This window comes from Streptomyces sp. NPDC021622, assembly GCF_040640795.1.
Classification (GTDB): Bacteria; Actinomycetota; Actinomycetes; order Streptomycetales; family Streptomycetaceae; genus Streptomyces.
Map to the genome: position 1 here is coordinate 21,519 of NZ_JBFACK010000014.1, position 12,695 is coordinate 34,213.

At 70.2% G+C, this 12,695-nt stretch carries 11 protein-coding genes; 3 read left to right on the plus strand and 8 right to left on the minus strand.

Annotated features, from left to right (window positions below):
• Positions 1-3 precede the first annotated feature (3 nt).
• Complete coding sequence (locus AB0G47_RS26320; protein WP_360774586.1) at positions 4-1,068, minus strand: saccharopine dehydrogenase NADP-binding domain-containing protein; 1,065 nt, start codon at positions 1,066-1,068, stop codon at positions 4-6.
• An 80-nt stretch (positions 1,069-1,148) separates the two neighbouring features.
• On the opposite strand from AB0G47_RS26320, the gene AB0G47_RS26325 reads away from it, so the two are divergent.
• Positions 1,149-1,766, plus strand: coding sequence for a TetR/AcrR family transcriptional regulator (locus tag AB0G47_RS26325; RefSeq protein WP_360774588.1), 618 nt, complete (start codon positions 1,149-1,151; stop codon positions 1,764-1,766).
• 21 nt (positions 1,767-1,787) lie between these two features.
• Here the strand turns inward: AB0G47_RS26325 and AB0G47_RS26330 are convergent, their stop codons facing one another.
• Complete coding sequence (locus AB0G47_RS26330; RefSeq protein WP_360774590.1) at positions 1,788-3,125, minus strand: radical SAM protein; 1,338 nt, start codon at positions 3,123-3,125, stop codon at positions 1,788-1,790.
• A 190-nt stretch (positions 3,126-3,315) separates the two neighbouring features.
• Here AB0G47_RS26330 and AB0G47_RS26335 point away from each other — a divergent pair, with 190 nt between their 5' ends.
• The gene (locus AB0G47_RS26335; protein WP_360774592.1) at positions 3,316-4,695 is read left to right on the plus strand and encodes a CAP domain-containing protein; all 1,380 of its coding nucleotides are present in this window, start codon (positions 3,316-3,318) and stop codon (positions 4,693-4,695) included.
• Positions 4,696-4,849: 154 nt separating this feature from the next.
• On the opposite strand, the gene AB0G47_RS26340 is transcribed toward AB0G47_RS26335, so the two are convergent.
• From AB0G47_RS26340 to AB0G47_RS26365, 6 genes are read right to left on the minus strand one after another with little or no spacing between them, the layout of a single operon-like run.
• Positions 4,850-5,863 (minus strand): Gfo/Idh/MocA family oxidoreductase, encoded by a 1,014-nt coding sequence (locus tag AB0G47_RS26340; RefSeq protein ID WP_360774594.1) that lies wholly within the window; start codon positions 5,861-5,863, stop codon positions 4,850-4,852.
• Positions 5,860-6,951, minus strand: coding sequence for a Gfo/Idh/MocA family oxidoreductase (locus AB0G47_RS26345; protein WP_360774597.1), 1,092 nt, complete (start codon positions 6,949-6,951; stop codon positions 5,860-5,862). The genes AB0G47_RS26340 and AB0G47_RS26345 overlap by 4 nt, the downstream gene beginning before the upstream one ends.
• Before the next feature lie 38 nt (positions 6,952-6,989).
• Positions 6,990-7,877: a carbohydrate ABC transporter permease gene (locus AB0G47_RS26350; protein WP_360774600.1), complete on the minus strand. Its 888-nt coding sequence runs from the start codon at positions 7,875-7,877 to the stop codon at positions 6,990-6,992.
• Positions 7,870-8,817 carry a sugar ABC transporter permease gene (locus tag AB0G47_RS26355; protein WP_360774603.1) on the minus strand — a complete coding sequence of 316 codons (948 nt, stop codon included), beginning with the start codon at positions 8,815-8,817 and terminating at the stop codon, positions 7,870-7,872. The genes AB0G47_RS26350 and AB0G47_RS26355 overlap by 8 nt, the downstream gene beginning before the upstream one ends.
• Positions 8,814-10,070, minus strand: coding sequence for a sugar ABC transporter substrate-binding protein (locus tag AB0G47_RS26360; RefSeq protein ID WP_360774606.1), 1,257 nt, complete (start codon positions 10,068-10,070; stop codon positions 8,814-8,816). The genes AB0G47_RS26355 and AB0G47_RS26360 overlap by 4 nt, the downstream gene beginning before the upstream one ends.
• Before the next feature lie 34 nt (positions 10,071-10,104).
• On the minus strand, positions 10,105-11,256 hold the full coding sequence (locus AB0G47_RS26365) for an ROK family protein (RefSeq protein ID WP_360774609.1): 1,152 nt from the start codon (positions 11,254-11,256) through the stop codon (positions 10,105-10,107).
• 379 nt (positions 11,257-11,635) lie between these two features.
• On the opposite strand from AB0G47_RS26365, the gene AB0G47_RS26370 reads away from it, so the two are divergent.
• Positions 11,636-12,667 (plus strand): hypothetical protein, encoded by a 1,032-nt coding sequence (locus AB0G47_RS26370; protein ID WP_360774612.1) that lies wholly within the window; start codon positions 11,636-11,638, stop codon positions 12,665-12,667.
• The last annotated feature ends 28 nt before the right edge of the window (positions 12,668-12,695 follow it).

The window sequence follows — 12,695 nt, forward strand, 5'->3', positions numbered from 1 at the left end:
CGGTCACCGTCCCTTGTCCGTCACGTCGGCGAGCGTGAGGGTGAACGCGCCGAGGCGTTCGAGGTCTCGCAGGAAGGGCTCCGCCCGGAACGCCTCACCGGGTGCAAGGACCCCGGTCTTCGTCGGCCCCCTGCCCTCGGCGATCCGCACCGCCGCCTCCACCGAGGCGAGCGCCCCGGCCCGCCACAGATCGTGGCCCGTCAACTGCCCTGCCGCGCCGCCTCCTCCGCCTTCCCCGCCTTCCCCGATCGCCTGGACAGCGATGGTGAAGTCGGTGCCCGCCCGTTCCGCCGCCCCGATGTGCTCGCTCTCGAAGGCTTCCGGTGCCTCGAAGGCGCTGTTGCTCAGCATCAGGTCGACGTTGCGTACGGGGACATGGCGGGGCACCGTCACGACCTCGCTCGACGGGAACGGCGCGATCATCGTGCGCGGGCCGAGCGGCGGCGGGAAGGGGAAGACGGCGCTGCGGGGCTCGACGTAACCCGCGTGCAGCGCGCCGTCGCTGAAGGTGAGGCGTTCGGTCTCGGCGAAGAGGTGGCTCGCGGTGTTCTTGGCGCCGGTGGTCAGCCGCCAGCCGTGCACGGCGTACGCGATGACGACACGGTCGATGCCCGCGATACCGTCCGCCACCGCCCCGGCCAGGAGGTCGCCTAGACCGCCGTAGAAGCTGAGGCCGGGGATCATGACGGCGCCGGTGCGCTCTGCCGTGGCCTGCTCGGTGTCGAAGACGCCCTTCACGTGGTGGGGTTCGAGGGCGTGGTCGATGTAGTGGCAGCCGGCCTCGGCGGCCGCCGCCGCGACCGATGCTCCGGTGACGGCGAACGGGCCCGCGCAGTGGATCACCACGTCGGCTGCCGTCATCACCTCGCGCAGTGCCGGGGCGTCGTCGACGGTGGCGGTGCGGGTCCGCACACGATCGCCCGCGTCGAGTTCGTCGGCCAGCGCGCGCAGCGCCTCGGCGTCACGGCCGGCCAGGAGCAACTGCTCGCCTCTGGCCAGGAGTTCGGACGCCACCAGACGTCCCGTGTGGCCATAGGCTCCGTAGATTGCGAAGAGCGGCTTTGTCATGCTCAACTCGCTTCCCTACCGAAGGTATGCAACTGGTGCGGAACCTACGTACCCTGAGTATGTCCGTCAAGGAGCCGACCGTGACCACCCCGTCCTCGCGCCCAACTACCCGCCGCACCCAGGCGGAACGCTCCGACGCGACCACCGCGCAGCTCATCACCGCGGCGCAGCGGCTCTTCGGCCGGGACGGGTACGCGACGACCTCGATCGTCGCGGTGGCGGCCGAGGCCGGGGTCACCAAGGGCGCGGCCTACCACCACTTCCGCGGCAAGGCGGCCCTGTTCCACTCCGTGTTCGTCCGCGAACAGGAGGAGATCACGGCGGAGTTGGAGCGCGCCGCGGCCGAGGAACCCGACGCCTGGTCCGCGCTGCGGCGCGGCTGCCGCCGTTTCCTCGAGCACTGCCTCGACCCCGGATTCCGGCGGATCGTGCTGCTCGACGCGCCGGCGGTCCTGGGCTGGGAGACCGTCCGCGAAATCGAATACGCCCATACGCTGCGGGTGTTGACCGACGGGATGCGTGCCGCGGCGGCCGCGGGGCACTTCGGCGACGGGGATCTGGACGTGCGCTGCCAGATGATGTTCGGCGCGCTGTGCGAGGCGGGCATGCTCCTGGCCCGCTCGCCCGACCCCGCCTCCGCCCTCACCTCGGTGACGGCGGAGGCCGAACGGCTGCTTTCGGCGCTGGCTACCCCCTAGACCCTTCTCGGGGGCAGTCCCTTAGACCTTCTCGGGTGCCGCCTCCTCGGCGGGCAGGCTGTCCATGAACGAGGAGACGGAGAACACCGCGTTCCCCGGGCCCGCCGGGCCGTAACCGGGCGGCGACGTCAGGCCGTTGGCCTCCATCGTCGCGCGGTACGCCTCGAGCAGGCGGACGTGGTACTCCAGCGGCGCGCCCTGCGGGTTGGCCTTGCCCAGCGGCGTCGTCGGCTCCGGGCACCAGGTGGTGAAGCGCGGGGTGATGCCGCGCGACATGAAGTACTGGAGTCCCTCGACGGTGGAGTCGATGGCCTCGCCCACCGTCTTGAAGCCGAACGGCTCGGCCATCTCCACGCCCGCCACGAAGTTCGGGATCACATTGCGCGGGCCGAAGACCTCCGCGGAGTCCAGGATGCGGCGGTGCCACTCGTCACGGCCGACATAGCGCTCCTTGCCGGGGCAGTACCGCTCGAACAGATACGGGTCCCACACCTCGTAGTTGGGGTGGTAGATCCGCACGCCGTAGTCGTGGAAGCGCTGTACGTCCGCCTTGGGGAGCGCCTGTGCCACGACCTTGCCGATCCAGCGGCCGGGGAAGCGCTCCTCGATGGCCTTCGCGTACTGACCGTAGAAGTCGGCCTCGTCCTTGCCGCCGACCTTCGAGGTGACGGCGCCGCCGGTCAGCGTGTAGGCGGTGGAGGACTTGTTCGTGTCGTACTTGTCGATGATGGCGAGCGCTTCGAGGACCTCGTCGACGGGCTTCACGCCTGTGTAGGGGCGGCCCGCCGCCTTGTGCTGGCGCCAGTTGTGGTTGATGTCGCAGTACTGGCACTCCTCCTTGGCGCCGAAGTACTGGCAGACGCGGAAGACCGTCAGATAGATGAGGTAGCCCCACTGGATGGTGGGTGCCACCTCCATGACCGACTTGCCGTTCTCCAACGTGTGCCGGTAGTAGTCCGGCATCGGGGGCAGGCCCACGTCCGAGATGCGCACGCCGTCCAGATAGAGGCCGAGGACGCCGTCGTCGTCGGCCGCCACGCGGTACGGCGAGGACGGGTTCACGCGAACCGAGACGACCGTGCGGCGCAGTTCGTAGGGACCGCCGGTGAGGACGATCTCCTCGGGCGGGCGGCGCAGGGCCGCGGCGCCGAGCTCGGGAAGCGTGCCGTGGTCGAAGGAGAAGATGAAGTACGACTTCGGCTTGACGTCGCCGTCCTCATTGTCGCTGAGCGCCGATTCGTCGAAGGCGATGCCGCCTCTGAGCAGGTCTTCCTTGATCACCGCCTCTCTGGGCACCTGCGGGAACCGCTCCATGAGTGACTCGACGAGCTGGGTACGGCTCTCGCTGCGGCTTGCCATCGGCCGGGCACCTCGGATCCTGTCGGTGAATTGTGCTTTCCCGTGGCCCCCACGCTAATACCCGTCCCGTGCGCCGCGGATCCGACTCCGGTCTCAACCGGTCTCAGACCCCAGTGGTAGCCCTGCGTGACGTGCCTCCCTCCACGGGGTGGCCGGGAACCTCGCGGCACCGGCCTGCCGTTGTCACTGCATGAACGAGCTGGTTCCCGGCGGCAATGTGCCGCTGCCCGAGGGCGCGGTCACCCTGCGTGTGCCCGGTCCCTTCGACCTGTCCGTGATCGTCACCGGCGACAGCGGGAAGGTCGCGGGCGACGGCGACTTCGTCTTCTACAACCAACCCGCGACGTCCGGCGCCCGCCTCCAGGGCAACACGGTGACCGTCGACGGGCGGCGCCTGCGCGCCGGTGCCAGCCGTGTCACCGTGGCCGTCAGCCCCGCCGATCCGGGCACTCCCCTGGAGCGGCTGCCCGGCATCGCACTGCAGGTGCACGGTCCCGGCGGGCAGCTCGTCGCCCGCTTCACCCCGCCGCGCCCCGGCCGCGAGACCGTGCTGCTGCTCGCGGAGATCTACCGCCGGGGTCCCGTCTGGAAGCTGCGTGCGCTCGGTCAGGGGTACGCGGACGGGCTCGCGGGGGTGGCGCGGGACTTCGGGGTGGATGTGACGGAGGACGATGCGCCGCCGGCGCCAGCTCCGCCCGCACCGCAGCCTCCACCGCGCCCGCCGTCGGCACCCGCGCCTCACGCACCGTCTCCGCCACTCCCCTCAGCGGCGCCCGGCCTCGCCACGCCTCCCGGCCTGGACGGATTCCTCCCCCTGGTGAACGCCGCGCGCGGGAAGGCCGGGGCGCCGCCGGTCGTGCTCGACGCGCGGCTGACGGCGGCCGCGAGCACGCACGCCGCCGGTATGGCGGCGCGGTCGGCGCTCAGTTCGGAGAACGCGGACGGTTCGTCCCTCTACCAGCGGGTCGTCGCGGGCGGGTACGCGTATCTGACCATCGGCGAGCACCTGGTCTCCGGGCCGCGGACACCCGCCGAATTCGTGGAGTACTGCCTCTCGGGCGAGCAGTCGCGGCGTACGGTCCTGGACCGGGCGTACGCGCAAGTGGGTGTGGCCCAGTGCGTCGACGGCCGCTCCGGGGACGTCTTCTGGACGGCGCTGTGGGCCACCCCGCTCACTCCGCGGGGCCTGGCCGACTGGGCTTCCGCCGTGCTGCGGCTCACCAATGCCGAGCGGACGGCGGCCGGTCTGCGGGCCCTGTCCCCCGACCCTCTCCTCACCGTGGCCGCGCAGGGGCACAGCACGGACATGGTCGCGCGCGCCTTCTACTCGCACACGTCGCCGGACGGCGGCGAACCCTGGCACCGTGCGTCCGCCGCGGGCAGCGCGCACCGCGCGATAGGCGAGAACATCGCCTGCGGGCAGCGCAGTCCGGCCGAGGTGGTGGACGGCTGGATGAACAGTCCCGGCCACCGGGCCAACATCCTCAAGCCCTCCTTCACCCACCTCGGCGTCGGCTTCGCGGGCGGCGGTTCGGCGGGCACGTACTGGACCCAACTCTTCGGCGGCTGAGCAACCCGGGCGACGCGAACGGCGTCTGCTTGCAGAGCGGGCCGGCGCGCGAGGTGGGGCCTTCACGCACCGGCCCGCGTCCGCGTCACGGCCGGATCCACCGGCGGGGGCGCCCTCGGCTGGGGCCCTCCTCCGAAATCACCGGCCGGCCCCGTCAGCCAACCGCCACCGGACCCCCCGTCCTGGCCGACGCATAACCCGCCTCCACGATCTTCAGCGTCCGCAGGCCCCCCTCCCCGTCGGCCACATCCATGCCGGAGTCCTGCGGTCCGTACAGGAACGCCCGCAGCATCCGCTCGTCCAGGTCGGCTCCGAACGGCAGTTCCAGGCCCTGGCGTCGGCGTTCGCTGTAGCCGTGCACCGACTGGTCGAAGGCGTCCATCTCCAGCGTCGCGCGTTCGCCGACGACGGTGAGTTCGAGCCCGCCCCAGGAGTGGTGGGAACGCGGGTGGGACCAGCTGCAGTCGATCGTGGCGACCGCGCCGTTGTCGTAGGTCACGGTGACGAGACCGCTGGTCTCGGCGTCGACCTCGCCCTCGTAGAGGCGGTTGTTGGTCTGTGCGTACACGTCGAGGGGGCGCGCGTCGCCGAACAGGTCGTCCAGGAGGTCGGCGATGTGGACCGTGTGGTCCATCAGCGCGCCGCCGCCCGCGAGTTCGGGGTCGGCGAACCAGCGCCTCGCGCGGGTGGGCATCGCGCCGTTGTTCGCGCCCGACACGGTGAGGACCCGGCCCGCGTCGCCCGAGGCGACCGCCGCCTTCACCGCCGCGTACGCGGGGCTGAAGCGGACCGGGAAGGCGACCGCCAGCCGTACGCCGGCCGCCCGGCACGCGGCGAGCATCGCCTCGCCGTCGGCGACCGTCGTGGCGAGCGGCTTCTCGCACAGGACGTGCACGCCGTGCGACGCCGCGAGTTCGACCAGCGGACGGTGGCGGGCGTTCTCCGAGCAGACGATCACCGCGTCCGGTGCCCAGGCGAAGGCTTCCTCGTACGAGTCGGCGTACGCGACCCCCAGCTCGTCGGCGAAGGCACGCCCCCGCACCTCGCCCGGCGCGGCCGACCCGGTGTCCGGGTCGCTGCCGATGACCTCGACTCCCGGCATCCGGGCGAGCAGCCGCAGATAGCCGCGCGCGTGGACATGGGCGAACGACAGCACGGCGACCTTCATCGCGTTACCTCCTGAATGGCCTCTACGACCTCTATGGCATCTACGGCACCTTTGGCCTTGGTGTTCGTCCGGATCTCCACCGCGCGGCCCGTACGACTCGACTCCACCGCCGCCTCGGCGATGCGCACCGCCTCGATGCCGTCCCGCGCGCTCACCCGTGGCGCGGCACCGCCCTCCACCCATGACGCCGCGAACTCCCGCAGCTCCGTCAGGTAGGGGCTCTCCGTCATGGGGCTGGAAGGGATGCCCTCGTTGGCCGCGCGCACTCCCTGTGCGGTGATGCGGTAGCCGGGCACGGACGTCGAGTCGTGTCGCAGCAGTCCATCGGCGCCCGCGATCCGGAACGTCGTACGGAACCGCTGGTCAGCGAGCCCCCACAGGCCGGTGACATGGCTGACGGCGCCGGAGGCGTGGGTGAGGACGGCGGTCGCGGAGACGACCTCGGCGACCCCACAAAGTCCGGTGGCGTGCTCGACACCGCGCGTCTGCGCGTGCACCCGGACCACGTCGCCCGCGATCCAGCGGGCGATGTCGATGTCGTGCACCATCAGGTCCATGATCACGCCACCGGACTTCGCCGGGTCGCCGAACCAGGGCGCCCACTGCGGACGCGCCCCGCCCCGCGTAAACCGCAGTACCGCGAGAGCACCCAACTCGCCGCGCTGCACTGCCTGTTGCATTGCCGCGTACGCCGGGAAATAGCGCACGACATGGGCGGGGTGCAGGTGGACGCCCGCCGCTTCGGCGGCCGTCGCGATCTCCTCGGCGTCCCGCGCGGTCAGGGCAAGGGGCTTCTCGCAGACGACGTGCCGGCCCGCGGCGACGGCGGCGAGGGCGAGTTCCTTGTGGGTGGGGGTGGGGGTGCAGATGTCGACGGCGGTGCAGTCGTCGAGCAGCGCGTCGAGGCTCGGCACGGCGGTGACCGCGTGCCCCTTGCGCCCTGTGCGCCCCTCGAATTCGGCGGCGAGCTTCTGGGCCGATCCGTCGACGGTGTACACGCTGACGCGCGCACCCAGTTCCAGCCAGCCGGGCAGATGGGCGCGCGCGATGCCGCCCGCGCCGAGCAGGCCGATATGAAGCGGTCGCATCAAGGGAGTTGCCTTTCCTGATGTCCGGAAGGGGGGAGTCAGCTCTTGGAGCCGGAGAGCGCGACGCTCTGCACGAAGTGCCGCTGCAGGAAGACGTAGACGAGCAGCATGGGCAGGCTCGCGATGAGCGAACCCGCCATCATCACGGGGAAGTTGGTCTCGAACTGCCCCTCAAGGGAGGTCAGTCCGGCACTGATCGGCATCTTCTCCGGGTCGGTGTTGACGATCAGCGGCCAAAGGAGGTCGTTCCACGACCACATGGCGGTGATGACGGCCAGCGCGGCGAGCGCGGGACGCACCAGCGGCAGCATGACCGACCAGAAGATACGGAACGAGCCCGCGCCGTCGATGCGTGCGGCCTCCTCCAGCTCCTTGGGCAGCGTGAGGAAGAACTGCCGGAGCATGAACGTGCCGAACGCACTGAACATGCCGGGCAGGAAGAGCGCGGGCGCGGAGTTGAGCAGGCCGAGCCGCTGGATGATGTCGTACTGCGGAAGGACGAGCAGCGAGCTCGGCACCATGAGGACGGAGAGGAAGAGCGCGAACAGTACGTTGCGCCCCTTGAACTGCATCCGTGCGAAGGCGTACGCGGCGAGGGAGCAGAACACCAGCTGGCCGACGGTCCGGCCCACGGTGTTGAGCAGGCTGTTGACCAGCATCTCCCTGAACGGGAGCGCCGTGAACACCTCTTCATAGCTCGACCAGCTCCAGGTGTCGGGCAGGAAGGTCGGGGGCACCTTTGCCGTCTCGGCGAGGGACTTGGCCGAGGTCAGGAGCTGCCACAGGAACGGGAAGACCATCACGACCGCGCCGAGCGACAGCGCCGCGTGTGTGGCGACCGAACCGGCGTTGAAGCGTCCGGCCTTGAAGCGTCCGGCGTTGAAGCGTCCGGCCTTGATACGCCGACGGGGCGAGGACTCACGCATAGTGCACCCACCTCTTCTGCAGCCTGAACTGCACCAGCGTCAGCGCCGCGATGATCAGCATGAGCAGGAAGGCGAGCGCGGCGGCCGCGCCCTGGGCGTTCTCGACGAAGGCCCATTGGTAGAAGAGGCTCACCACGGACTGGGTGCCGCCGATCGCCGGGTTCTTTTCGGCCATCATGATGTAGATCAGGTCGAAGGTCTGCAGCGAGTTGATCATGCAGACGATGGACGCGAAGAAGATCGTCGGGCTGAGCAGCGGCAGCGTGATGGTGAAGAAGCGGCGCAGTGGGCCCGCGCCGTCCAACTCGGCGGCCTCGTAGTAGTCCTGCGGGATGTTCTTGATCCCCGCCATGAAGATGATCAAGTAGTAGCCGGTGGTCGACCAGACCATCACGGTGCCGATCGCGTACACGGCGGTCGATGGGTCGGAGACCCAGTAGCGGCGGTCCGCGCCGAACCACTCGATGACCTCGTTGATGAGTCCGTAGTCGCCGTTGTAGAGCCAGTTCCAGACGAGTCCGACGGCCACGGGCAGCGTCACGAACGGGATGAAGTACAGGGCGCGGTAGACCGCGACGCCGCGCAGACCGCGCCGGTTGAGGAGTGCGGCGACGACGATCGCGAGCGGCAGCGCGAGGAGCCCGATGAGGCAGTAGATCAGCGTGTTGCCGAGCGCCTGCCAGACGGTGACGTCCTTGAGGACGCGTACGTAGTTGTCGGCGCCGGTCCAGGTGTTGCCGCCGAACGCGCCGAACTCGGTGAAGCTGAAGTAGAAGGTCTGGAGCAGCGGCCAGAAGTAGAAGACGGCGAAGCCGATGCCGAGCGGCGCGATGAAGAGGTAAGCGGCGCGCTGGCCACGGGACTTGGGGGCCGTGCCGGTGGCCGTCCCCCGGCGGCTCGCCGCCTTCGCGGCCGCCGTGGAGGGCAGGACGCTCATCATGCGCGCTCCTCCTTCAGGGCCCGGTCCATCTGTTTGCCGAGCGTGCGGGCGGCGCTTTCGATGCCGCCCTTGCCGCTGAACGCGGCGCCGAGGAGCGGGTACTGGAGGTTCTCCCACACCGCGGTGTTCTTCGAGCTCGGGTACGGCACCGCGTACTCCTGCATCTCTATGAAGTGCTTGAGGTCGAACTCGGGCATCGACTTGAGCCAGGCGTCCTGCGTCCCGGCGTACGAGGAGATCGTGACGCCCGCCGACGCCTGGATCTCGGCGGCCTCGCGGCCCGCCATGAAGTGCACGAACTTCCAGGCGGCCGCCTTCTTCTCACTCTTGGCGGAGATCACGTTGGCCAGGCCGTGGATGATCGTGGCCCGCTCGCGGCCCTTGGGCAGGACGGCGATGCCGCCGTGGTCCTTGAGCGCGGGTACGGCGTACATCTGCCCGGACATCGCGGACAGGTCGTAGACCATGGCGGCCTTCTCCGACCAGTAGCGGTTGCGACCCTTGGACTCGACCATCGCGCTCTGCGGCGGGGACCAGCCGCGGTCGATCATGTCGGTCCAGTAGCGAAGACCCTCGATGGAACGCTCGTCGCCGAAGCCGGACTTCCCGCCCTTGAGGACGTAGCCGCCCGCGCCGTGAATGGCCGGGTAGAGCTGGCACTGGCGGTCCATTTCGGCGGCGATTCCGTGCACCCGCTCGCGAGGGTTGGTGAGTTCGGCGGCCGCGTCGCGCACGTCGTCCCAAGTCCATGTCGCGTCCGGGTACTTGATGCCCGCCTTGTCAAAAAGCGCCTTGTTGTACCAGAGGCCGATCGTGTCGAAGTCCTTGGGAAGGCCGTACTGGGTGCCCTGGTAGGAGTAGAGCTTCACCAGCGACTCGGGGTGGCGGTCCACGGGCGTGGCATCGCTCTTGATGTGCCCGCTGAGCGGCTCCAGGACGCCGTTGGAGGCGTACAGCTGGAAGTTGACCGCGTTCATCCAGAACACATCGGGGGCCGTACCGCCGCGCATCGCGGTCTTCAGGGTGGTCCAGTAGCTCGACCAGGGCGTGAGCTCCATGCGCACGGATATCCGCGGGTTCCGCTTCTCGAAGGCGTCGATGACCTTCTGCAGTCCCGGCACCTGGGCCACGTCCCACACCCCGTACGAGAGGGTGGTGCGGCCGCCGCCGGTCTCCGTGCTCTCGCTCTGGCCGGAGCAGGCGGCGAGCAGCGGTGCCGCCATCGCTCCGTACAGCAGAGTTCTCCTGCGCATGCGCGCCTCCGCTTCGGTTTCTGCCACGGGTGGCCTATGCCGCCGGACCCCTGAGGAGACCGGCTTCGACCTGGTCAAGTGCCTTGCGTACGGCGCCGATCGCCACGCCCTGACCGCCGAGCGTGCTCAGGGCGATGCGCGGGACGTGCAGGGTCAGCGGGCGAAGGCGGTCCTCGATGAGCGGTACGAGATGGCCGCCGAGCGGGGTCGCGCCGCCGGTGAGCACGATCAGCTCCGGGTCGACGGCGAGCGCGAGGGCCGCGATGCCCGGCGAGATGCGGTCGGCGAAGTCCGCGACGGCGGCGAGGGCGCGCGGGTCCCCGGTGTCGGCGGCACGGCCGAGCGCCGCCACCTCGGACTCGCCGGTGCGCCGGGCGCCCTTCCAACTGAGCGCGTCCTGCGCGGTGTTCATGCCGAGCAGCGGCAGAAGCCCCAGTTCACCCGCGCCGCCGCGCCGCCCGCGGTGCAGCCGCCCGTCGATGGTGAGGCTGCACGCGACACGGTGCCCGGTCAGGACGCAGACGACGTCACCGGCGAGGGTGGCCGCGCCCTGCCAGCGCTCGGCGAGCACCGCGAGGTTCACGTCGTTCTCGACGATCGTGTGCCCCGGCTCCCCCGGCTCCCCCGACTGCCCGTCGGTGAGCAGCCGGCCGAGGCCGACGCCGGACCACTCGGGGATGACGTAGGAAGTGATGGTGCCGCCGGAGTCGACGACGCCGGGTACGCCCACACAGCGGGCGAGGACGGTGTCACGACGTACCGAGTGCGCGTCCAGAAAGGCCTCAAGTCCCCTGCGGAGAAGGTCGAGCCGCGCGGCTCCGCCCAGCTCCGGGTCGATGTCCTCGTGGTGCGCGGCGAGGACCGTACCGCCGAGATCGGCGAGGAGCAGCACCATCTTGTGCAGCCCGATGTCGGCGCCCACGACCCTGCCCGCCTCCACACGGAACCGGAACCGCCGCGCGGGCCGCCCCGGCGCGCGCTCGCCCTCGTCGCGCTCGGCCTCCCCCGCCCAGCCGTGCGCGGCCAGCTCTTCGAGGGCCGACTCGACGGTGGGCCGGGAGAGCCCGGTGCCGGTGGCGAGTTCGGCGAGCGTCTGCGGGCTGCGGCGGTGCAGGGCACGCAGCACGACCGTCGTGTTGAGCCGCCGCAGTGAGGCGAGGTCATGGCCTCGCGTCTCGTTACGCAACACTTCTTCACCCCAGATCGAGGCCGAGACAGCGCTGTTGACCAGCGGGTCGACGCATGCCCCCGGATATTTCGCAGGACACTTTCATATCCACACGCGGCTAGGAACCCCCTTCGCAGCGTCGGAAGCAGCGAGAAACACCCGTGTTAACTCCGTGCGCGACCCCTTGCCAAGGCAGATCGTACGTGTTCGGATTATCTCAGTCGGGCGGTCACCCACCGCCTCGTATCCGCAGTTCAGACCCTGTACGGCGGGCCAGTCAGGCCTGCCTGCGCTGCCCTCATAGCCCCCATTCCCCTCGCACGATGTGTCCGGAGTCGTGCCGCCCGCATGCCCGTATGCCCGCATGCCCACGGCAGCCCGAAAGAAGGGATCCCCCGTGTTCGATCTTTCGTCCGTCGATCTGCTCGACGCCTTCACCCGTGAACTGCGCCTGTGCAAGCTGAGCGAGGGGGAGCACGTCGTCGTGCTCTCCGAGCCGGGCAGCCGCGGCGACTACGTGGCGGCGGCGTTCGGCGCCGCGAAGGCCTGCGGCGCCCATGTCATCGCCGCGACCGTGCCCGGCGGCAGCCCCGCGCCGATGCCGAGCACCCACACCGGCGCGGGCCCCGGCCTGGTCTCCGTGCTCAACGACTCCACCGCGCAGGACCTGCTGAAATCCGCCGACCTGGTCGTCGACCTCACCCGCGAGGGCTTCATCCACGCGCCGGTCCAGCAGGAGATCCTGCGCGCGGGCACCCGCATCATCTTCGTCTGCGACGCACCCGACGTCCTCATCCGCAACCTCCCCAAGGAGGCGGACAAGGACGAGGTGCTCGAAGGCGTCCGGCTGCTCAAGCAGTCCTCCGTCATGCGCGTCACCTCGGACGGGGGCACCGACCTGACCGTTCAACTCGCCGGTTCCAAGCCCGAGTTCCAGTGCGGCTTCGCCGACGACCCGGGCCGCTGGGACCACTGGCCGAGCACGATGGTGCTGTGCTGGCCGGAGATCTCCGACGGGCAGATCGTGCTCGCCGAGGGCGACATCCTGCTGCCCTTCAAGGAGTACGTGCGGCAGCCGGTGACCCTGCAGATCGCCGGCGGGCAGATCGAGAAGGTGTCGGGCGGCGCCGAGGCCGAGCTGCTCTCCACGTTCTTCGACGACGCCGACGACCAGTGGGCGCGCAGCCTCTCCCACATGGGCTGGGGCCTGATGCGCACCGCCGACTGGTTCGCCACCGCGATGTACGGCAAGGACGACCTGATGGGCATGGACGCCCGCGCCTTCGCGGGGAACTTCCTCTGGTCCACCGGGCCCCACCCGGTCCTCGGGCGTGAGTCGTACGCGCACCTCGACATCGCCATGCGCGGCTGCACGGTCGCGGTCGACGACACCGAGGTCGTCACGGGCGGCCGGCTCACCGAGCGCTGAACCCGCGCGCCAACTGCACGTACGTACA